Here is a 20405-nt window from a genome sequence, read left to right as displayed (position 1 = left end):
CCCTCATTTCTTTTTGCCGAAAAAGGGATTATAATAACATTAAGCCAAGTCTTAGTACCAGGTTTTAATACTTGATCAAATATGCTTTTAAACTTAGGTTACGAGGCTAAGGATCAAGCCTGAAGTCATGGCTCACATAAAGGAGGGATCTCCATGAAAGAACATGAAACGGTTACGGCAAACAACAATAGGCATGAGCAGCTTGGACTGACCGACGGACAAGTGCTAGACATGTACAAATATATGGTGCTGGCGCGAAAATTCGATGAGCGCAACCTGCTGCTGCAGCGTGCGGGCAAAATTAATTTTCACGTATCCGGGATCGGGCAGGAGGCGTGTCAGGTTGCTGCTGCTTTTGCCCTCGACCGGGAGAAGGATTACTTTTTACCCTATTACCGCGACTATGGATTTGTATTGGCAGTGGGCATGACGCCTCGGGACCTGATGCTGTCGGCTTTTGCAAAGGCCGAGGATCCCAACAGCGGCGGACGGCAGATGCCCGGACACTTTGGCAGTAAACGTCTGCGGATTGTGACCGGCTCCAGCCCAGTAACCACGCAGCTTCCGCATGCAGTGGGTATCGCACTGGCAGCGAAGATGCAGAAGAAGGATTTTGTATCGTTTGTTACGTTTGGCGAAGGCTCAAGCAATCAGGGGGATTTTCACGAGGGCTGCAACTTTGCGGGCGTTCACAAACTTCCTGTCATTATCATGTGCGAGAATAACCAATATGCCATTTCGGTGCCGCTCCATAAACAGATAAGCGGGAAGGTAAGCGACCGCGCGCTCGGTTATGGATTTCCCGGCATTCGAGTGGATGGCAACGATGCGCTCGAGGTCTATGCAGCCGTGAAGGAAGCTCGTGAGCGTGCGATTCGCGGAGAAGGTCCAACACTGATCGAATCCATGATGTACCGTTTGTCTCCGCACTCCACATCGGATAACGATTTGGCGTACCGGACAAAAGAAGAGGTTGAAGAGAACTGGAAGAAAGACGGCGTCGCCCGCTTTAAGAACTATTTGGTCGACTGCGGGCTCTGGGACGAAGCACGCGATCAGGATTTGATTGCGCAATTAAACCTGGAGATCAAAGAAGCGACGGAATCTGCAGACTTGGCTCCATTTCCGAAGCCTGAAGATACGCTTCTTCACGTGTATGCCGATGATGAAGGGGGCGTGTAAAAGATGGCGGTAATGGAATATATCGATGCAATTCGCCTGGCCATGAAGGAAGAGATGGAGCGTGACGAGTCCGTATTCGTGTTAGGCGAGGACGTAGGCGTTAAAGGCGGCGTGTTTACAACAACCAAGGGTTTGATGGATCAGTTCGGCGAAATGAGGGTGCTTGATACTCCGCTCGCGGAGTCCGCGATTGCCGGTGTCGCTATCGGTGCGGCCATGTATGGCATGAAGCCGATTGCCGAGATGCAATATTCAGACTTCATGTTCCCGGCAACCAATCAAATTATTAGTGAAGCAGCGAAAATCCGCTATCGTTCCAATAACGACTGGAGCTGTCCCATCGTGATTCGCGCGCCGATCGGCGGCGGAATATTCGGGGGATTGTATCATTCCCAGTGCCCGGAATCGGTTTTCTTCGGAACGCCGGGTTTGAAAATCGTTGCGCCGTTCTCGGCCTATGATGCGAAGGGACTGCTGAAAGCTGCGATACGCGATCCGGATCCGGTACTGTTCTTTGAGAACAAAAAATGCTACAAGCTGATTACTGGCGATGTACCGGAAGATGATTACGTTGTACCGATCGGCAAAGCGAATTTGCTGCGCGAAGGGTCGGATATTACGGTGATCAGCTACAGTCTGCCGCTGCACTTTGCCATGCAGGCTGCTGAAGAGCTCGAGCAGGAAGAAGGGATCAGCGCGCATATTCTGGATCTGCGTACGATACAGCCGCTTGACCGGGAAGCGATTATTGAAGCGGCGCGTGCAACGGGTAAAGTGCTGATCGTTCATGAAGATAATAAAACCGGCGGTGTCGGCGGGGAAGTAGCCGCGATTATTGCGGAGCACTGCCTCTATGATCTGGATGCCCCGATCATGCGCTTGTGCGGTCCGGATGTACCGGCTATGCCAATCAGCCCGCCGATGGAGAAATTCTTCATGCTTAACAAGGACAAAGTCAAAGAATCCATGCGTCAATTGGCGCTTTATTAAGGACAGGGAGTGTGAGCATGTCACAAAATCAGAAATTGACCGATGTTACGATGCCTCAGCTGGCAGAATCCCTTGTTTCGGCGACCATTGCCAAGTGGCTTAAGAATCCGGGGGATGCCATCGAGCAGTACGAACCGATCTGTGAAGTCATCACCGACAAAGTCAATGCCGAGATTCCATCCACCTTGGACGGCGTCATGGGAGAGATTCTTGCCCAGGAGGGCCAGACCGTCAATGTTGGCGAGATCATTTGCCGGATCGCTGTCGCTTCCGGTCAAGGGGCAGATCCTTCGCCCCAGCCGGCTGCAAATCCTTCCGTGAGTCAGCATCAGGGAAGCGGCAGCGTGGAGGGTTCGATGCGTTTCCGGTATTCCCCGGCCGTGCAAACACTGGCAGCCGAGCACCGGATTGATCTTTCGCGAGTACAGGGATCAGGCATGGGCGGCAGAATTACCCGTAAAGACGTATTGGCTTATATTGAAAAGGGAGGGGCAGCTCAAGGCAATGGCGCTCCTGCCGGGGCAGTACCAGCCCAGAGCGCCCAAGCACCAAAAGAAACGATACAGCCTAGCGGGACTTCGCCGTTCCAAGGGCTGCAGCATCAAACGCCCGCGGAACCGTCGCCTCCCCTTGGCACAGCCATTCCGGATGTGCGTCATTCCGGGCTGCATTTGACGGAATCGCCGAAACTTCCGACCATTGAAGTGGAAGGAATGGAGGGCGGAAGATCGGAAGACTTTATTGATGTTACGCCGATGCGTAATGCGATCGCCAGAAACATGCGTCAAAGCGTGACGGAGATTCCGCACGCGTGGACGATGATTGAGGTCGATGTGACCAACATCGTATTGCTGCGTAATCAGCTGAAAGACGAGTTCAAGCGTAAGGAAGGGGTTAATCTGACCTACCTGGCCTTTTTGCTGAAAGCTGTTGTGAACGCAATTAAAGATTACCCGATCATGAATTCGTTCTGGGCCGTGGATAAAATCGTGGTGAAGCGCGATATCAATCTGTCCCTGGCCGTCGGAACAGAGGATTCCGTGCTGACGCCGGTCATCCACCGTGCCGACCAGAAGAATATTGCCGGCTTGGCTAGAGAGATCGATGAGCTTGCACGGAAGACCCGTGAAGGGAAGCTGAAGCTAGACGACATGCAGGGCGGTACCTTTACGGTGAACAATACGGGATCCTTCGGTTCGATTCTGTCCTATCCGATCATCAACTATCCGCAGGCTGCGATTCTAACGTTTGAATCGATTGTTAAAAAGCCTGTGGTCATCAATGACATGATCGCTGTTCGTTCAATGGCGAATCTGTGTCTATCCCTCGATCATCGGATTTTGGATGGGGTGATCTGCGGAAGATTCCTGCAGCGGGTTAAAGACAACCTGGAAGGTTATACCCTGGATACGAAGCTTTATTAATGTTCTTCTATGCGTCTGCGGACTGATTCTTCGGAAGAAGGTTCGCAGACGTCATTCATACCAAAGTCAATTACAGGAGCAATCATTGGTTAGTTGGAACCCTATGAAAGAAGGCGTTAGCACATGAATAAACCGTTAGATGTATCGTATACGCCGGTTTTAGATTATGGCAAGGCTTGGGAGCTTCAGAAACAACATGTTTCCGCCATCGATCTGGGGGAGCAGCATGAATGCTTGATGCTTCTTCAGCATCCTCCGACCTATACCATGGGGTCGCAGCGTCATCCGGAGCACTTGCTCCTAAGCAAAGAGGAATTGGAACAGCAGGGCATCGGCTTGTTTGAAATCGATCGTGGCGGCGACATTACATATCATGGTCCTGGACAGCTTGTCGGGTATCCGCTGTTACTGCTGGACGGCGGCAAGAATTTGAATCTGCACGGATTTCTGCGCGATGTGGAACAGGTCATCATCGATTACTTGGCATCATACAACATCGAAGCCGGCCGCAAACCCGAGTACACCGGGGTATGGGTAGGGGATTTGAAAATTTGCGCCATCGGCGTTAAATTCAATAAAGCCCGCCAGCATCGCGGGTTTGTGACGAGTCATGGTTTTGCGTTTAATATTAAATCCGGGATCGCAGACGCGGGATTCGCGGGAATCATTCCGTGCGGAATACAGGAATACGGTGTAACGTCATTGGAAGACTGTACGGGGCGGGTTTTTGAAGTAGAGGAAGTAGCCCGGGAGATCGTGCCTTTCTTCACCCGGGTATTTCCATATGAGGCTCGTTGGTTGTGACAGCAGGCGCTCGTAAATGCAGGGTGTCAGCGAAGGAACAATGGCTCAAGGATAACCAGCAGCGTTGATCCGACCATGGCAATCAGCATGAGATAGATAACAATTCGAAACCACTTTTTACGTTGCATTGTGTAACTCCTTTGAAATAGGTTTAATGATGAACATACATGCAGCAGCATCACTTCATTGTGATAATAGTTATAAAGACATTGTATCGTATCTGCGAAAGAGAGGGAAGTCCAGTGATCTCAGAAGAGCGTATCATCCAAGAGTTTATGGAACTGGTTCAGGTCGATAGTGAAACCAAGCATGAAGAAGAGATCTCCAAAGTTCTCAAACATAAATTTTCCGGTCTTGGTTTTGACGTCATCGAAGATGATGCCAAGGAGAAGACCGGGCACGGAGCAGGAAATCTGATTATTACCTGGAAAGCGGACGAGGCGGTCTCGCAAGCGCCTAAACTGCTATTCACCTGCCATATGGATACCGTAACACCGGGTAAAGGCATTAAGCCGACCTTGGGTGATGATGGCTGGATTCGAAGTGATGGTACGACTATCCTCGGGGCGGATGACAAAGCAGGCATCGCCGCATTGCTGGAAGGTATTCGGGTTATCCGGGAGAATAACATTCCTCACGGACAAGTCCAGTTTGTCATTACGGTAGGTGAGGAATCGGGTTTGGTGGGAGCGCGGGCGCTTGACCCAGATGTTTTGGATGCGGATCTCGGCTTTGCCCTGGATTCCAACGGGGAGTTAGGCTCCATTGCAGTTGCCGCACCGACCCAAGCGAAAATCAAAATGATTATCAAGGGCAAATCGGCTCACGCCGGAGTGAATCCGGAGGATGGAATCAGTGCCATTCAAGTCGCTTCCAAAGCGATATCCAAAATGAAGCTGGGACGCATCGACAAAGAAACCACGGCAAATATCGGCAAGTTCCAGGGTGGAGGCGCAACCAACATCGTCTGTGACCATGTTCAGATTGATGCTGAGGCACGCAGTATCGTCCAAGAAAAAGTGGATAAGCAAGTGAATGATATGCGTGAAGCGCTTGAAACTACCGTGCGGGAGTACAATGCCAATTGTGAGTTCATTAGCGAGATTGTCTACCCGGCTTTCAGTTTTAATGAACACGATGAGGTCGTTCAGCTTGCGCAGCGTGCCATCGGCGGTTTGGGCTTGCCCACCCGCACGTTTCGCTCCGGAGGCGGCAGTGACGCCAACATTTTTAACGGTCTTGGAATTCCAACCGTCAATTTGGCGATTGGATATCAAGATATTCATACGACCCAGGAGCGCATTCAAGCTGCAGATTTGGTCAAGGCGGCGCAGATCGTTGTGGGGATCATCCAGGAAACGGCTAAGGCTTAGTCGATTATCAGACTTGAAGAAAATGTATAAAGCCCGCGGTGGACATTTATCGTCCCTGCGGGCTTTTGGATATGTCTATTAATTCAAGGTTGCCATGGGCGAGTGGTTCTCGCGTCTTTTTTGGGCAGGCGACCAAGCGGTATGCCAGTTCGAGTTCTCGACCACATGCAATGCGGCATTGATGTTGTCCAGGTATTGTTCAATTTCTTTCCTCGCCACTGCCGAGGAATACTGTTCCTCAAGGCGGGCTGAGAGGGAGATCAAGGCTGACTGCAGATAACAAGCAGCTTCGCCGAATCGTATCTCTGTACGCCCAGGATAAGCGGCTCTAAGCTGCTCGAACAGGGATGCGGCCTCATCATATCTTCCTTGATCATATAAATGCTCTGCCGCTATAAAGCATACTTTCATACAATGGCTGTCCTGCTCTTGAAGCGGCAGCGCTTCCAATTGGTTTAATTTTGAAATTGCGAGTCCTCTGTAGCCTTCATCATAAAGAAAACAGATCAGAGCATAATAAGCATGCTCCCCGCTATGGGAAAGCAGATGTTCGGCTATGGATATCATATTAAGCGAAACGGCAGCGCGTGCTAATTCTAAAGTATCCGACATGGCGATAAATCGGTCAGGGATCGAATGGTTTATGTTCCACTCGCAGAGCTGCCTGATTCTGGATAGTTGAGCCCCTTCCGACGTTCTTGGACGAGGCAGTTCGCGCAGGTGGTGAGTCGAATCGCGAAGGTAACTGTCGATGAGCTGCTTGGCATCAGATACTTGACCCGTCATGATCAGGCAAGCCACATACTGGATACAGGTATCTGGATATAAACTCCCCTGTTTAGCAAAACAATGGGCAGCTTCCGGATAAGCTCCGATGTAGAATAGCGATCTGCCAACCATGATGTTGGAAGCCGGAAAACTCCTCGTTTCGCCTAGGAGCCGTTCACAAATCGTGTGGTCTGTCATCCCCTGCATGTGCAGGAGTGAAGCCCACTGGTTCAGAGCCTCTTGGACGTAGGTACCGGAATGCTGTACGACGGTTCTGAAAGCTTCCTCCGATTTGCCGAAGGAACGCATCCGCATGCTCAATAACCCGTATTCGAGCCAGCTTAGATCAACTTCCTTCCATCCCGGGCTCGATTTGTCGGTTGGGGCGGATTGCGCAGCTTCCTTGAAGCTTTTCAACGCCTTTTCAAGATACCCGCGTCTTTTGTACCACTTACCGCGTTCATATTCAGTTGAAGGTGGATTAGTAATTGGTTCGGTTTCAATATTAGGTATATGTCGCATGTCGAAGCCTCCCAATGTTATAACACCCTTATAGGTGTAAAGGTCATGGTCCGTATACGAAAAAAGTCGAAAATCAGGTCGTTAGACCTAATTCCACTCCTTGTTTTCGTAAATATTTTTAGAAGACTTAGAAATTATATCCATCATTTTCGTTTCCGAGCCCCATTGCTGTTGCCACTGCTTCAGCATGATCCGTATCTGCCAGGCGTGTCCTACCATATGTACGGAATGATCCCCTTTGTAGCTTTTCATGGGCAGGTTCCTTCTTTCTTGTAAATTTTGATATAATACACCTTATGCAATAGCATGGTCAGACATGCCGTTTTTAAACAAAGGAGGTCATTTTGTGAGCGATATCGGCAGTAAGAACCGAGAAGCCTCGGATAAATTGCTGGAAGAAACCACCCTGTCTACCGAATCGATTTTTGAAGGGAAGATTATTTCACTGCAGGTCGATACGGTGAAGCTGCCAAATGGGGGGACCGCGAAACGTGAAGTTGTCAGACATCCCGGCGCAGTAGCGGTGCTTGCCTTAAAAGGCGACAAAATGTTGGCCGTCAATCAATTTCGTCAGCCGCTTGGGCGCTGTGAGGTTGAAATCCCTGCAGGCAAGCTGGAGCGGGGGGAAGATCCGCTTGAAGCGGCGAAGCGCGAATTACAGGAAGAAACGGGTTACTCGTGCGGTTCCATTCGCAAACTGCATTCCTTCTATACCTCCCCGGGGTTTGCAGATGAGATCATTCACTTGTACCTGGCGGAGGATCTGATCAGCGGCGACATGAACCCGGATGAGGATGAATTTATAGAGATGATGGAAATCTCGCTGGAAGAGGCGTATTCACTCATACAAGAAGAAAGAATCAGCGATGCGAAGACTATTCTCGCCGTTTATGCCTGGAATATGTACAGCCTGACAGGAAAGATCTGATATGCTGCAGCCTAAAAAGAACATGTCAACCGGGGAGAAGCTTCAGTCCTATTACTGCGACATGCACATTCACATAGGGCGCACAAGCAGCGGACAAGCTGTGAAAATTAGCGCAAGTAACAATTTAACCTTTGAGAATATAGCCGTGGAGGCCTCGGAGCGCAAAGGCATCCAAATGATCGGTATCATCGATTGCCATTCTCCTTCGGTACAGCAGGATATTGTCCAATGTTTGGACAGCGGCGTCATGCAGGAGATAGATGGAGGCGGAATCGCGTATCAGGATACGGTGATCCTGCTTGGAAGCGAGATTGAAATTCGCGAAAGCGGCCGTGGCGCAGCCCATGTGCTGGCCTATTTCCCTGACCTGAACACCATCCAGGAGTTCTCTGTCTGGATGGCAAAATACATGAAGAACGTGCAGCTTAGTTCGCAGCGCATCTATGTCAGCCCTCGTGAGCTCCAGCAGGAGGTTTTGGATCGCGGCGGGCTGCTGATACCTGCACACGTCTTTACGCCTCATAAGGGACTGTACGGCAACATGGCGGATCGTATGAGCGAGGTGCTGGACCTGAACGGGATTGCAGGAATAGAGCTTGGACTCAGCGCCGATTCCTCGATGGCCGGGCGGATAAGCGAACTGGACGCCTACTCCTTTCTGACCAATTCGGATGCGCATTCGCTTGGGAAAATCGGCAGGGAATACAACCGGATCGACATGGCGAAGCCTTCATTTACCGAATTTCGGCAGGCGCTTGGAACAAGTAACGGTCGAAGAATCAGCGCGAACTACGGGCTTAATCCCAGACTCGGAAAATACCATCGTACTTACTGCGGCGGCTGCGACAGCATTCTGGAGGAGGGCAGCGATATTCATGAATGGGTGCGCTGTCCTTACTGCGGGAGCACCAAGCTGGTGCAGGGCGTGTTTGATCGGATTCTGAACATCGCTGATCGCAAGGAGCCCATGGTACCGAAAAGCCGGCCGGCATATCACTATCAGGTTCCGCTAGAGTTCATCCCGGGCCTTGGCAAATCGGCGATGTCGAAGCTGCTGGGGGCTTTCGGCACCGAAATGAAAATTCTTCACCAGGCTACGGAAGCGGAGCTTGCCGCTGTTGCCGGAGAAGGGCTCGCTGCCAGCATTGTGATGGCTAGGAACGGGACATTGTCCTTGTCCGATGGCGGCGGAGGCTCTTACGGGAAGGTTCTCCGCTAAATCGATCAACTCTTTCAATCGCAGGTCATACAAGAAGGATGATGGTCATAGAGTAGAGTAGAGACACAGAAAGGAGACTCTATTCTATGCAATCATTCCGTCAAGCCTTTAAGGATCAGACCATGCTCTATGTGTTCGTGGGCGTCTTGTTTTTAGTTGGCGTCCTGTTTGGAGCGTTGATGGTCAATGCACTTTCATTGGAGCAGCAGCAGGAGATGGCCCGATATTTAAACCACTTTTTTGTAAACGTGCAGGACGGTGGAGAAACCATGAGTCAGTCTTCTTACTGGAGCATCGCAGCCCTTCATCTGAAATGGATCGGATTGATATGGATTCTGGGATTGTCCGTCATCGGGCTTCCGGGAATTTTGATATTGGACTTCTTAAAAGGAGTGCTTATTGGGTTTACGGTTGGTTACTTGGTCGGTCAGTATTCCTGGAAAGGCTTGCTGTTCGCCCTGGTGTCGATTGCGCCGCAAAATTTGCTTATCATCCCCGTGCTCATGATGTGCAGCGTAGCGGCGATAACCTTCTCCCTATACATCATCAGGGACCGGTTTATTATGAATCGCGGCGGGAGCATGGTAAAGCCCTTTGCCTCGTATGCGATGCTGACCTTTTTCATGGTCCTGTTAACGCTTGGAGTCGCTTCATTTGAAACCTGGGTAACCCCGGCCATGATGCGCTGGGTCACACCAATGTTGCTATAATCCGCGAATTTTTCCATAAAGCAAAACCGTTTGACTTTGTTTGTCAAATCCCCCTATAATGAAGGAAGCGAACAATAACGTGCAGTGATTTCCAAGGGGGAGGGAAACGATGGAAGCGCGGATCGACAAAATTAAGCAGCAGCTACAATCCCAAGGATACAAATTAACGCCCCAACGGGAAGCCACGGTAAGCGTATTGTTGGAAAATGAAGACGACCACCTTAGCGCAGAGGATGTATTTATGCTCGTGAAAGAGAAGGCTCCGGAGATCGGTCTGGCAACCGTGTACCGTACCCTAGAGCTGCTCAGTGAGCTTCATGTTGTCGAGAAGATAAATTTTGGCGATGGTGTCGCCCGTTATGACTTGCGGACGGATACTTCGAAGCATCACCATCATCATTTGATATGTACTCAATGTGGAAGCATGGATGAGATACGCGAGGATTGGCTCGGTCCATTGGAAGAGCGGTTAGAGCGAGAGTTTAACTTTACCGTTCATGACCATCGGCTTGATTTCCATGGCATATGCTACCGTTGCAAAGAGAAGGGCAAGAATGACCAGGACAAATCATAATTTTATATCATTCAACAAACCGCAGTGATGACCATCACGGCAAGCCCTCTACGGCGGTAAGCCGGGAGGGTTTTTTAGATGGTAACCTAAATATATATGGAACATGCACGAGTTCGTATCGTTCACGCAAGAACAATCTATCATTCTACATCATCCATGTACGTCGATAAGACGTTTTTTTTATTCTATCCCATTAACCGCCAAGTCCAATGACTAAAGAACATCAGAGGAAAGCGTCATAATCCAGCAGCTTGTATCATAGGATTTACGTGAAGTATACCTATAATACCCACTTTCACTTGGTGATCAAGCAAAGATGAAGGAGAGGCGCTGCCAGTGATTATATCAATCCGAAAAATAGGCTCACTGATCCGATTTATTACGATGTTCGCCGTTCTGACGATGTTTTTTTACTTCGTGCTGGGTTGGGTGGGAGATTGGCTGACCCCAGTGGATCCTTACCGTGCGCCTTCCGGTCAAGCGGTTAAAGCTTTTCAGCCTGAAAGCACCATGGACTCCCGCTATTCGCCGGCGGAACGTCTGCGATTGTACTACTGGTATGGGGAGTGATCGTGCTTGTAACGGGTACACGGGAATAGGAGCAAAAGATCATGAAACAATATCTGGACGAATATGTAACCTATCTGGAAGACGTGAAGGGACTGTCCCGGAGCACGATTGAATCGTACCGGGCCGACTTACAAGGATTCATTGCTTTTGCAGCGGAAAGAGACGTTATCAACCCGCAGGAAGTTACACGCACCATGCTTGGATTATACATGGGAAGACTGAGGCAGCAGGGCAAGGCGGCATCAAGCCAGCTTCGCTGCACGGCTTCCTTGCGTTCCTTTTTTCAATATTTGGTGCGTCAAGCCGTTATAGGACAAGATCCGACCCAGCTGCTGGATAATCCGAAGCCGGAACGGAAGCCGCCCAAGTCGCTAACCATTGAGCAGGTGGACAAGCTGCTGTCGGCCCCGGATTCCGGCACCCCTCAGGGGGCTCGGGACAAAGCGATGCTGGAGCTGCTATATGCTTCAGGTATTAAGGTGTCGGAATTGGTGAATTTGAATACGCATGACATAAATATGGAGATGCGATTTTTGCGCTGTGCCGTTTCCGGAGGGAAGGAGCGAATTCTTCCAATTACCCAGATCGCAGCCGGGAGCGTGGCTTTTTATATGCAAGACATGCGGGACAAGCTGATTCGTGATGCGAATGAGGATGCATTATTCCTGAATTCACTCGGTACGCGCTTGACACGGCAGGGATTTTGGAAAATTATTAAAAAGTATGGCAAGCTGGCCGATATCGATGAGGAGATTACGCCGCATACCCTTCGCCATTCGTTTGCCATTCATTTGCTGCAGAACGGCGCCGACTTGCGTTCGGTTCAGGAGATGCTGGGTCACTCGGCATTATCCACCACCGGCATGTATCAATCCACCAAGAAAAGCATGAAAGAAGTATATGATCATTATCACCCGAGATCTTAGCGGACCTGCTCGACTAGGATCTACAACTTATTCTCAGTTAGGAGAGGTATGAACATGAGTTCAAATCATCAGCAAAGCATTAAGGAAGCAGCGGCATACATACGCGGGCAGAAGGGTGTCGAACCCCAGGTCGGCCTGATTTTGGGTTCAGGACTCGGCGTACTGGCAGAATTGATTGAGAACCCGGTTTCCATCCCGTACACGGACATTCCTCATTTTCCCGTGTCCACAGTAGAAGGCCATGAAGGAGAACTGCTGCTGGGTACGATTCACGATCGACCTGTCGTTCTGATGAAGGGCCGTTTCCATATGTATGAAGGTTATGGTCCGGAAGTGACGGCTTTCCCGGTGCGCGTCATGAAAGAGCTGGGCGTGAAAAGTCTGCTGGTTACCAATGCGGCGGGCGGCATCAATACGTCCTTCGAGCCGGGTGACCTCATGCTGATCTCCGATCATCTGAACATGACAGGCACCAATCCGCTGATCGGGCCGAATGATCCGAAGCTTGGCGTCCGGTTCCCGGATATGTCCCAGGCTTACAGCCGTCAGCTTCGCCAATTGGCAAAAGAAGTCGCGGTGGGTCAGGGCATTGCACTGAGAGAAGGGGTCTATGCAGGTTTGCTCGGACCAACCTATGAAACGCCTGCCGAGATCGTCATGCTGCGTACGCTCGGCGCGGATGCGGTTGGCATGTCCACGGTGTCTGAGGTCATTGTGGCCAGACATGCCGGTCTTGAAGTGCTGGGCATCTCTTGCATCAGCAACATGGCAGCCGGAATATTGGATCAGCCGCTATCCCATGACGAGGTTATGGAGACTGCCGAGAAGGTCCGGGAGAAATTCCTTGCGCTGGTCATGGCCATTATCCCAAAAATGTAATAACCCATTTTAGCAAGGGGCTGGGCTCCGGCGGATTTATATCTGTCGAGTCCAGCCTTTTTGCTATAAGTTTTCAGCGAAGCTGAACCATTCTGTATTCGCATTTATACGTGTTTGGGGTCCCCGCAAAGTATTTGGAATAAGCATCGAAGGATAGGCTCCACTTTGTGGGGTTATTCTGTGTTCCCTTAAGATCAAGGCGATAATATTTCCGTAAAATACTGGAATAATTTGTTTTCATCCTGACGACAATGAATAGCAGACCCGTTATTTTTCGGGATGCCATTACGAATGTCAGGAGGGGATGGAAGTGAAAAAAGCGTTAATCGCTGGATTGCTGGTTCTATTTGTAGGGTTGTCCAGTGCGGCTGTACCAAGTTATGCAGAAGAAAAAAGCAAACCCGGCGAAGGATCATCTCAAGAGGAACTGGCACCAGGTGCTCGTTCTGCTATATTGCTGGATGCGGATACCGGAACCATTATTTACGAGAAAAACAGCCATGATAAGCTGCCTCCGGCGAGCATCACCAAGATCATGACGATGCTGCTTACGATGGAGGCCATCGATGAAGGACAATTGCAATGGACGGATAAGGTGCGTACCAGCGAATATGCGGCCTCCATGGGCGGGTCGCAGATCTTTCTGGAGCCCGGCGAAGAAATGACGGTGGATGAGATGCTCAAAGGCATTGCCATGGCATCAGGCAATGATGCCTCCGTCGCGGTGGCAGAGAAAATTGCCGGCTCAGAGGAAGCGTTTGTGAAGCTGATGAACGAGAAAGCGGCCGAGCTGGGGATGAAGGATACCCATTTTGTGAACTGCAACGGACTTCCCGCAGAGAATCACTATACTTCGGCCCACGACATTGCGGTCATGAGCCGGGAGCTGCTGAAATATGACCAGATCACCAAATATACGGGAGCCTATCAGGATTATTTACGTAAAGATTCAGAAAAACCGTTCTGGCTGGTCAACACGAACAAGCTGGTTCGATTCTACACGGGTGCTGACGGATTGAAAACCGGATACACATCAGAGGCCAAATTCTGTTTATCGGCCACAGCCAAGCGGGACGGACTGCGCGCTGTTGCCGTTGTTATGGGGGCTCCGGATACAAAGACTCGGAATAATGAAGTATCTCGCATGTTTGACTATGCCTTCTCCCAGTATTCGATGCATTCCATCTATAAGCCGGGTGAAGTGTTAGGTATCGTGAAGGTCCAGAAGGGAACCGTGCCAGAGATTTCGATTCAAGCGGATAAAGATTACAGCGTGCTGGTTAAGAAGGGCGTAAAAAGCCCGGATATCCGTCATGAAATTCAGATGGACCCGAATGTGAAGGCGCCGGTAGCCGCCGGACAAGTTGTCGGCAAGCTAACGGTATATCAAGGTGATCGGGTAGTGAAGGAGTTCGAGCTGACATCTCCTGTCGAGGTGAAGAAGGCCGGATTCTGGAAGCTGTTCAAACGGACAACCGGCAAGTTGTTTCATGTAGATTAATAGGAGTTTTCTTCTAGTTTTGTCGGGATGCAGGAATGTCTTTTTCAAATGTAGAAATCTTTGTTCATGTCAGGGAGGAGAGTGAGCAAACATGAATCTGCATGTTGATATGGAGCATCACAGGCATGTACTGATCGTCCGTCTGTCCGGGGAACTGGATCATCACACGGCCGATTCTGTCCGGATGCAGCTGGATGAAGCTATTCAGAGACGTCAAACAGAGCACTTGGTGGTGAGCTTAAAGGACTTGGACTTTATGGACAGCTCGGGACTTGGGGTCATCCTGGGACGCTATAAATTCATCAAGCAAAAAGGCGGAAAGATGGCGGTATGCGATGTCAAGCCGCAGGTTTACCGCTTGCTTGAAATGTCAGGGCTGTTCAAGATCATGCCGATATATGAGAACGAGAGCACGGCACTCTCGGGTTTGGAGGTAGTGTCATGAGTGAAGGAAAAGCACAGCATAATTTTATGACTCTGCAGTTTGCCGCAAAGTCGGAAAACGAATCCTTTGCCCGTGTCGCCGTGGCTGCGTTCATCTCCCAGATGGATCCCAACATGGATGAGCTGAGTGACCTGAAAACGGTAGTCTCCGAAGCGGTCACAAACAGCATTATCCACGGTTACGATAGTGATCCGGATGGGGTTGTCAAGATTGAAGCCTCCATTGACGGGGATATGATCACGCTGTGCATTGAAGATTCCGGCCATGGGATCGAAGACTTGGAGATGGCCAAACAGCCGCTTTATACATCAAAGCCTGAGCTGGAGCGATCCGGCATGGGATTCACCATCATGGAAAATTTCATGGACGAATTTGAAGTGGTCAGCGAACCAGGCAGCGGTACGTCGATCAAAATGAAAAAGAGGATCGAATCTAAGAAAGCTTTATATAATTAGGGGTTGGACAAATGGATGCCGATGTGAAGAAAACTTCGCAGACTTATTTGGACGACGCGGAGGTCAAACGACTCATTGCACTTAGCCAAAGCGGGGATAATGTCGCCCGAGACACGCTCGTCAACTGTAATATTCGTCTTGTCTGGTCTGTCGTTCAGCGGTTTATGAACCGGGGGTATGAGCCTGATGATCTGTTTCAGATCGGCTGTATCGGTCTCCTCAAATCCGTGGACAAGTTCGATCTCAGTTATGACGTAAAGTTCTCGACCTATGCCGTACCGATGATCATCGGAGAAATTCAGCGCTTCTTAAGGGACGACGGGACCTTGAAGGTCAGCCGCTCGCTTAAGGAAATGGCCAACAAAGTCAGGAAGAAGCGGGACGAGCTGTCCAAGCAGCTCGATCGGCTTCCAACGGTGAAAGAGGTTGCCGAAGAGCTTGGGGTAACCCCCGAGGAAGTGGTGTTTGCCCAAGAGGCGAACAAACCGCCAACCTCGATTCATGAGACCGTATTTGAAAATGACGGGGATCCCATAACGCTAATGGATCAGATAGCTGATGAATCGCAGGAACGATGGTTCGACAAGCTGGCCTTGAATGAAGCGATAGGCGGCTTGACCGAACGGGAGCGGCTCATTGTATATCTGCGGTATTACCGGGATCAGACGCAGTCGGAAGTTGCCAGCCGGCTGGGCATATCCCAAGTACAGGTATCGCGACTTGAGAAAAAAATATTGCAGAGCATACGGAACGAGATCGCGCAGTAGCGGCTTGCAGCCGTTACTCTAAAGCACTGTCAAAATGACGCCGCCCTTAAAGGGACGGCGTCTTTTCATTTTTCAACAACCTCCCTGTTGATGGAGCGGATAAAGAAAGTATGGTAAATCCGAGTAGAAAGGAGAGACTTTTCCCATACTAACGGTAATTTAGCAGTAAAGGAGTGTTTCGGATGAAGGTTAATCCCACTCCGACGGTGTTTCTGCAGCTAAGGAGCCGCATACGGTTACCAAAAAACCAGACCGTCAAACTAGGTGATGTCGCCTTCATTGTCTGCGATCCCGAATGGGAGAAACGGCTTAGAGTCCTGCCGCTTACGCAGCCGAAGGATATCGATGGCAACCGCCTTGTCATGGATCTGATACAAATTATCCCGAAGATTCAAGCCTTGATTCCTGGCGCCCATATTGAACCGATGGGAAACCATCATACCCTGGTGGAGCTTATTGGTCCGGAGAGCAAGCGGTCCAAATTCTGGTTCCCGCTCATTTGGCTGCTTTTGTTTTTCGGTTCGGCGCTGACCATTATGAACTTCCATGCCGACGTCAACATGCTCGAGGTACAGATCCGAATCGTCGAGATGGTGACGGGGAAAAGAGACGAGCATCCCTATTTGTTCCAGATTGCATACTCGCTCGGGCTCGGATTCGGAATGACGGTGTTCTTCAATCATTTGTTCAAGAAAAAATGGAATGAAGAACCGACCCCGCTCGAGGTGGAAATGTACCTCTATCAGGAAAATCTGGATCAGTTCGTGGTCGCCGAAGAATACCGGAAAATGAACGCCAGCGCGGATACGAGAGGTAAGGAACCATGATGATATCCATCCTGCAAGGGATATTCACCTGTGTTCTTGGCGTAGCGGGGGGCATCGCCGTCGGCGGCGGAGTCATTGCGCTCATCATCGTGCTGGACATCATTCCGAGACTGTCCCAACTGACGGCGACTTACAGCCGGGTCCATTGGTATGAAGGGGCTTTAATTGCCGGATCCTTTATCGGCACGGTGGCCGATTTCTGGCATTGGTCCGTTCCATTGGGGCCTGTTGTGAGTACCGTGATCGGATTGATGTGCGGAATATTCATCGGCATGCTGGCAGCCGCATTGACGGAAGTGTTGAATGTATTGCCGATCCTGGCCAAGCGGCTCCGGTTGACGGGGTATTTGTTCGGTCTTCTTATGGCTATGGTCGCAGGCAAGGTAGCGGGCTCTTTGTTCGACTGGTTTGTTTACAGCAAGTGATAGTTAAGGCTAGGAGGTAGGTTATGGACGAGAAAACAACATATAACGGCGAACGGGAGACCGATATTCCGATTATTCCACCATCGGAGATCAAAGCATTGGAGGAACAGGAGCTGGCCGAGAAGAGGGAAGCTGAAACTTCCAACAGCACCGAGGAATCCGTCATCTACTGGCAGCAAACAGACCATGTCCCCGCAAAGCTGAGTGAACTGAAAAAAGTGCTTAAGGAAGTTATCGGTCTTGGGGTTTCTTTCGATGTGGTATTCCGTGAGATGAACTTTGCCGGCAGAAATGCGGGGCTTCTCTTCTTAAACGGCTTCACGAATGATGCCTTGGTGACGGATATACTGACAAGGCTGACGTATCTGACACCGGAGGATGTGAGCAATCAGGCACTTACCGAGATGATGACCCGCTATATTCCACATGTCCAAGTGGAGCGGGATACAAGGCTCAGCAAAGTGATTAACGAAGTGCTCTCCGGTATATGTGCGCTGTTCATTGAGGATGCGCATTCCGCCATCTTGTTGGATACCCGGAAATATCCCATGCGCGGGCTCGAAGAGCCTGCGGTGGAACGTGTCGTTCGCGGCGCGAGAGATGGTTTTACGGAGACACTCGTTACCAACGTGAACCTGGTGCGAAGACGGGTTCGTGACCCGGGGCTTCACGTCGAGGTCATGAAGGTCGGAAGGCGGACGAGAACCGATGTATGCCTGGTTTTCATTGATGACATCGTGGACCGTACCCAGGTTGAGGCGATTCGGGATAAAATCAAGCAAGTGGATTTAGAGGGGCTTCCTCTCGGAGATAAACAGCTCGAAGAAGCAATCGTGAACAAAGGCTGGCACCCTTTTCCGCTGGTCCGATATTCGGAACGGCCGGATGTTGTATCCTCCCACCTGCTCGAAGGCCGAGTTGTTGTCATGGTAGATACTTCACCGAGCGTGATGATCATGCCAACCACGTTTTTGGATCTCTGTCAGCATGCCGAGGAGAATCGCCAGACCCCATTTATGGGGACATATCTCCGCTGGATACGTTTTATTGGCATATTTGCATCCATGTTCCTGCTCCCGTTGTGGATGCTGCTTGTTGTCCATCCTGAACTGAAGCCGCCGGGACTCGATATCATCGGTCCGCAGGAGAACGCTAAAATTCCGATTATCCTGCAATTTCTGATCGTTGAATTCGGTGTGGATTTGCTCCGCTTGGCTGCCGTTCATACGCCGACACCGCTAGCTTCGGCGATGGGGTTGATCGCCGCGATCTTGATCGGCGATATCGCGGTTAAGACCGGATTGTTTGTCAACGAGGTCGTCTTGTATATGGCGGTCGCATCCATCGGGATGTATGCAACTCCGAGTTATGAGCTTGGACTTGCCAACCGGATGGTCAGGCTGCTCCTTCTGCTTGCAACAGCCCTGTTTGCGGTGAAGGGTTTTGTCATCGGGACGACGCTTCTGATTCTGCTCCTGACGACACACCGTTCCTACAATTCCTCTTACTTGTGGCCATTTATACCATTTAGTGCAAAAGCGATGGGCGAAATTTTGTTCCGCAAACCGCTGCTTCTATCAAGAAGACGCCCGGCCCACAATAAAACGCGCGACAACACCAAAATGGGCTCTGAAATGAATCCCAGAGGCGAGCAATAACAATAACACAAATGTTGTGTTGAAAAATCCATTTTGATTACCTTCCGTTGTCTGCTATACTGTGAACAATTATTCGATTACCCTATTTTGAATCAATGGATCGGAGGAATTGTAAGCATGTTTTTACACGGTACAAGCAAGATTAACGATCAGGGGCATTTGGAAATCGGCGGGTGTGACACATCCGTTTTGAAAGCTCAATATGGAACACCACTATATATTGTAGATGAGCAGTCGGTTCGCAATCGTTGCCGGGAATACATCGAGGCCTTCAAGGCGTCCGGCTTGAAGTTCCAAGTCGCCTACGCAAGTAAGGCGTTTTGTGTGATGGCCATGTGCCAATTGGCCGAACAGGAAGGTATGTCGCTTGACGTCGTATCAGACGGAGAGCTGTACACCGCACTTGAGGCCGGATTCCCGGCAGAACGGATTCATTTCCACGGAAATAATAAAACCCCGGAAGAAATTGAGATGGCGCTGGATGCGGAAATTGGCTGTTTCGTTGTCGATAACGTAGTTGAACTGCATATGCTGCAAGCGATTGCTGCCGAGAAGAATCGGAAGGTCAACATTCTGCTTCGCGTGACACCAGGTGTTGAGGCTCATACGCATGAGTATATCTCAACAGGCCAAACGGATTCGAAATTTGGCTTTGATATCGGCAACGGCTCAGCTTATGAAGCGGTGAAGCTTGCCGAGGCTCAAGCGAATATTCATCTGATGGGCATTCATTCCCATATCGGCTCCCAGATTTTTGAGGTGGAAGGCTTTCAGATGGCTGTTCAGCGCGTAGCTGAATTCGCGGCTTCCGTTAAAGAAGGTTTGGGGGTTGTATTCAAGGTTGTGAACCTTGGGGGTGGTTTCGGTATCCGTTACGTGGATGGCGATACGCCGCTTCAAGTATCCCAGTATGTAAAAGCGATCACGGATGCCGTGAAGACCCATTTTGCGGGCCTTGGCTCCGAACTTCCGGAAATTTGGGTGGAACCGGGTCGGAGCATTGTTGGTGATGCAGGCACCACCCTGTATACGGTGGGCACAAGCAAGGATATTCCCGGTGTGCGTAAATACGTTGCCGTAGACGGCGGAATGACGGACAACCCGCGCCCGGCGCTGTACGAGTCGAAATATGAAGCGCTGCTCGCGAACCGGGCGAATGAGAAGCCGGAAGAAACGGTATCCATTGCCGGCAAGTGCTGTGAGAGTGGAGACATGCTCATCTGGGACTTGGAGCTTCCGAAGGTAGCAACAGGCGATTTGCTGGCCGTATCCTGCACAGGCGCATACAACTATTCCATGGCTAGCAATTACAACCGAATCCGCAAACCTGCGGTCGTGTTCGTGAAGGACGGACAGAGCAAGCTGGTCGTACGCCGTGAGTCGCTTGCGGACATCATCAGCCATGATGTGGTACCGGCAAGTGTAACCAAAGAAACCGTGGCCAATTAAACTGATGAT

General features: G+C 50.4%; 23 protein-coding genes. 20 read left to right on the top strand and 3 right to left on the bottom strand.

Annotation, left to right across the window (positions count from 1 at the left end; genetic code table 11):
* The first annotated feature begins 153 nt into the window (after positions 1–153).
* The 4 genes from DP091_RS02915 to lipB all read left to right on the top strand — a co-directional run bounded on the left by DP091_RS02915 (position 154) and on the right by lipB (position 4400).
* Positions 154–1182 (top strand): thiamine pyrophosphate-dependent dehydrogenase E1 component subunit alpha, encoded by a 1029-nt coding sequence (locus DP091_RS02915; RefSeq protein ID WP_113056985.1) that lies wholly within the window; start codon positions 154–156, stop codon positions 1180–1182.
* A 3-nt stretch (positions 1183–1185) separates the two neighbouring features.
* The gene (locus tag DP091_RS02910) at positions 1186–2172 is read left to right on the top strand and encodes an alpha-ketoacid dehydrogenase subunit beta (RefSeq protein WP_113056984.1); all 987 of its coding nucleotides are present in this window, start codon (positions 1186–1188) and stop codon (positions 2170–2172) included.
* 17 nt (positions 2173–2189) lie between these two features.
* Complete coding sequence (locus DP091_RS02905; RefSeq protein ID WP_113056983.1) at positions 2190–3596, top strand: dihydrolipoamide acetyltransferase family protein; 1407 nt, start codon at positions 2190–2192, stop codon at positions 3594–3596.
* A 123-nt stretch (positions 3597–3719) separates the two neighbouring features.
* The gene (gene lipB / locus DP091_RS02900; protein WP_113056982.1) at positions 3720–4400 is read left to right on the top strand and encodes a lipoyl(octanoyl) transferase LipB; all 681 of its coding nucleotides are present in this window, start codon (positions 3720–3722) and stop codon (positions 4398–4400) included.
* Positions 4401–4426: 26 nt separating this feature from the next.
* On the opposite strand, the gene prli42 is transcribed toward lipB, so the two are convergent.
* The gene (gene prli42 / locus DP091_RS02895) at positions 4427–4528 is read right to left on the bottom strand and encodes a stressosome-associated protein Prli42 (protein WP_015734477.1); all 102 of its coding nucleotides are present in this window, start codon (positions 4526–4528) and stop codon (positions 4427–4429) included.
* Between the two features lie 114 nt (positions 4529–4642).
* Between prli42 and DP091_RS02890 the strand changes: the two genes are divergently transcribed.
* Positions 4643–5773 (top strand): tripeptidase T, encoded by a 1131-nt coding sequence (locus tag DP091_RS02890; protein ID WP_113056981.1) that lies wholly within the window; start codon positions 4643–4645, stop codon positions 5771–5773.
* A 78-nt stretch (positions 5774–5851) separates the two neighbouring features.
* Here DP091_RS02890 and DP091_RS02885 read toward each other — a convergent pair whose 3' ends face one another.
* Both DP091_RS02885 and mciZ read right to left on the bottom strand, forming a co-directional pair.
* A complete protein-coding gene (locus DP091_RS02885) occupies positions 5852–7063 on the bottom strand; it encodes a tetratricopeptide repeat protein (protein WP_113056980.1) in 1212 nt (403 codons plus the stop codon).
* Positions 7064–7150: 87 nt separating this feature from the next.
* Positions 7151–7315 (bottom strand): Z-ring formation inhibitor MciZ, encoded by a 165-nt coding sequence (gene mciZ / locus DP091_RS02880; RefSeq protein ID WP_113056979.1) that lies wholly within the window; start codon positions 7313–7315, stop codon positions 7151–7153.
* A gap of 94 nt (positions 7316–7409) precedes the next feature.
* Between mciZ and DP091_RS02875 the strand changes: the two genes are divergently transcribed.
* The 15 genes from DP091_RS02875 (at position 7410) to lysA (ending at position 20396) form a co-directional block, all read left to right on the top strand.
* Entirely contained in the window at positions 7410–7991 is a 582-nt protein-coding gene (locus DP091_RS02875) for an NUDIX domain-containing protein (RefSeq protein ID WP_113056978.1), read from the top strand.
* A gap of 1 nt (position 7992) precedes the next feature.
* Positions 7993–9210 carry an endonuclease Q family protein gene (locus DP091_RS02870; RefSeq protein WP_113056977.1) on the top strand — a complete coding sequence of 406 codons (1218 nt, stop codon included), beginning with the start codon at positions 7993–7995 and terminating at the stop codon, positions 9208–9210.
* 86 nt (positions 9211–9296) lie between these two features.
* On the top strand, positions 9297–9920 hold the full coding sequence (gene spoIIM / locus DP091_RS02865) for a stage II sporulation protein M (RefSeq protein ID WP_076320913.1): 624 nt from the start codon (positions 9297–9299) through the stop codon (positions 9918–9920).
* A gap of 109 nt (positions 9921–10029) precedes the next feature.
* A complete protein-coding gene (gene fur, locus DP091_RS02860) occupies positions 10030–10494 on the top strand; it encodes a ferric iron uptake transcriptional regulator (protein WP_006209405.1) in 465 nt (154 codons plus the stop codon).
* 336 nt (positions 10495–10830) lie between these two features.
* Complete coding sequence (locus tag DP091_RS02855; RefSeq protein ID WP_100536268.1) at positions 10831–11064, top strand: YqzK family protein; 234 nt, start codon at positions 10831–10833, stop codon at positions 11062–11064.
* A gap of 41 nt (positions 11065–11105) precedes the next feature.
* Positions 11106–11990 carry a site-specific tyrosine recombinase gene (locus DP091_RS02850; RefSeq protein ID WP_113056976.1) on the top strand — a complete coding sequence of 295 codons (885 nt, stop codon included), beginning with the start codon at positions 11106–11108 and terminating at the stop codon, positions 11988–11990.
* A 54-nt stretch (positions 11991–12044) separates the two neighbouring features.
* A complete protein-coding gene (locus DP091_RS02845; protein WP_113056975.1) occupies positions 12045–12869 on the top strand; it encodes a purine-nucleoside phosphorylase in 825 nt (274 codons plus the stop codon).
* 310 nt (positions 12870–13179) lie between these two features.
* Positions 13180–14370 (top strand): D-alanyl-D-alanine carboxypeptidase family protein, encoded by a 1191-nt coding sequence (locus DP091_RS02840; RefSeq protein WP_113056974.1) that lies wholly within the window; start codon positions 13180–13182, stop codon positions 14368–14370.
* Between the two features lie 91 nt (positions 14371–14461).
* On the top strand, positions 14462–14815 hold the full coding sequence (gene spoIIAA, locus DP091_RS02835) for an anti-sigma F factor antagonist (RefSeq protein ID WP_113056973.1): 354 nt from the start codon (positions 14462–14464) through the stop codon (positions 14813–14815).
* Positions 14812–15270 (top strand): anti-sigma F factor, encoded by a 459-nt coding sequence (spoIIAB, locus tag DP091_RS02830; protein WP_071223888.1) that lies wholly within the window; start codon positions 14812–14814, stop codon positions 15268–15270. The genes spoIIAA and spoIIAB overlap by 4 nt, the downstream gene beginning before the upstream one ends.
* A gap of 11 nt (positions 15271–15281) precedes the next feature.
* Complete coding sequence (sigF, locus tag DP091_RS02825; protein ID WP_006209412.1) at positions 15282–16037, top strand: RNA polymerase sporulation sigma factor SigF; 756 nt, start codon at positions 15282–15284, stop codon at positions 16035–16037.
* Positions 16038–16219: 182 nt separating this feature from the next.
* Complete coding sequence (locus tag DP091_RS02820) at positions 16220–16864, top strand: stage V sporulation protein AA (protein WP_113056972.1); 645 nt, start codon at positions 16220–16222, stop codon at positions 16862–16864.
* Positions 16861–17289 carry a stage V sporulation protein AB gene (locus DP091_RS02815; RefSeq protein WP_113056971.1) on the top strand — a complete coding sequence of 143 codons (429 nt, stop codon included), beginning with the start codon at positions 16861–16863 and terminating at the stop codon, positions 17287–17289. Before DP091_RS02820 ends, DP091_RS02815 begins: the two co-directional genes overlap by 4 nt.
* A 23-nt stretch (positions 17290–17312) precedes the next feature.
* Complete coding sequence (locus DP091_RS02810) at positions 17313–18947, top strand: spore germination protein (protein WP_113056970.1); 1635 nt, start codon at positions 17313–17315, stop codon at positions 18945–18947.
* A 117-nt stretch (positions 18948–19064) separates the two neighbouring features.
* Positions 19065–20396 (top strand): diaminopimelate decarboxylase, encoded by a 1332-nt coding sequence (lysA, locus tag DP091_RS02805; protein WP_113056969.1) that lies wholly within the window; start codon positions 19065–19067, stop codon positions 20394–20396.
* The last annotated feature ends 9 nt before the right edge of the window (positions 20397–20405 follow it).

It is taken from the genome of Paenibacillus sp. MDMC362, assembly GCF_003269305.1.
Taxonomy (GTDB): domain Bacteria; phylum Bacillota; class Bacilli; order Paenibacillales; family Paenibacillaceae; genus Paenibacillus_AQ.
Note: the sequence above shows the minus strand (reverse complement) of the source record. Positions and strands in the feature narration are given on the sequence as shown.

Bases quoted from the DNA above. Each gene is read 5' to 3' on its own strand.
- DP091_RS02850 (WP_113056976.1), top strand. From the start codon at position 11,106: ATGAAACAATATCTGGACGAATATGTAACCTATCTGGAAGACGTGAAG.
- fur (WP_006209405.1), top strand. From the start codon at position 10,030: ATGGAAGCGCGGATCGACAAAATTAAGCAGCAGCTACAATCCCAAGGA.
- DP091_RS02910 (WP_113056984.1), top strand. From the start codon at position 1,186: ATGGCGGTAATGGAATATATCGATGCAATTCGCCTGGCCATGAAGGAA.
- DP091_RS02885 (WP_113056980.1), bottom strand. From the start codon at position 7,063: ATGCGACATATACCTAATATTGAAACCGAACCAATTACTAATCCACCT.
- DP091_RS02915 (WP_113056985.1), top strand. From the start codon at position 154: ATGAAAGAACATGAAACGGTTACGGCAAACAACAATAGGCATGAGCAG.
- spoIIAA (WP_113056973.1), top strand. From the start codon at position 14,462: ATGAATCTGCATGTTGATATGGAGCATCACAGGCATGTACTGATCGTC.
- DP091_RS02810 (WP_113056970.1), top strand. From the start codon at position 17,313: ATGGACGAGAAAACAACATATAACGGCGAACGGGAGACCGATATTCCG.
- DP091_RS02905 (WP_113056983.1), top strand. From the start codon at position 2,190: ATGTCACAAAATCAGAAATTGACCGATGTTACGATGCCTCAGCTGGCA.
- spoIIM (WP_076320913.1), top strand. From the start codon at position 9,297: ATGCAATCATTCCGTCAAGCCTTTAAGGATCAGACCATGCTCTATGTG.
- prli42 (WP_015734477.1), bottom strand. From the start codon at position 4,528: ATGCAACGTAAAAAGTGGTTTCGAATTGTTATCTATCTCATGCTGATT.
- DP091_RS02870 (WP_113056977.1), top strand. From the start codon at position 7,993: ATGCTGCAGCCTAAAAAGAACATGTCAACCGGGGAGAAGCTTCAGTCC.
- sigF (WP_006209412.1), top strand. From the start codon at position 15,282: ATGGATGCCGATGTGAAGAAAACTTCGCAGACTTATTTGGACGACGCG.
- DP091_RS02820 (WP_113056972.1), top strand. From the start codon at position 16,220: ATGAAGGTTAATCCCACTCCGACGGTGTTTCTGCAGCTAAGGAGCCGC.
- spoIIAB (WP_071223888.1), top strand. From the start codon at position 14,812: ATGAGTGAAGGAAAAGCACAGCATAATTTTATGACTCTGCAGTTTGCC.
- lysA (WP_113056969.1), top strand. From the start codon at position 19,065: ATGTTTTTACACGGTACAAGCAAGATTAACGATCAGGGGCATTTGGAA.
- mciZ (WP_113056979.1), bottom strand. From the start codon at position 7,315: ATGAAAAGCTACAAAGGGGATCATTCCGTACATATGGTAGGACACGCC.
- DP091_RS02845 (WP_113056975.1), top strand. From the start codon at position 12,045: ATGAGTTCAAATCATCAGCAAAGCATTAAGGAAGCAGCGGCATACATA.
- lipB (WP_113056982.1), top strand. From the start codon at position 3,720: ATGAATAAACCGTTAGATGTATCGTATACGCCGGTTTTAGATTATGGC.
- DP091_RS02815 (WP_113056971.1), top strand. From the start codon at position 16,861: ATGATGATATCCATCCTGCAAGGGATATTCACCTGTGTTCTTGGCGTA.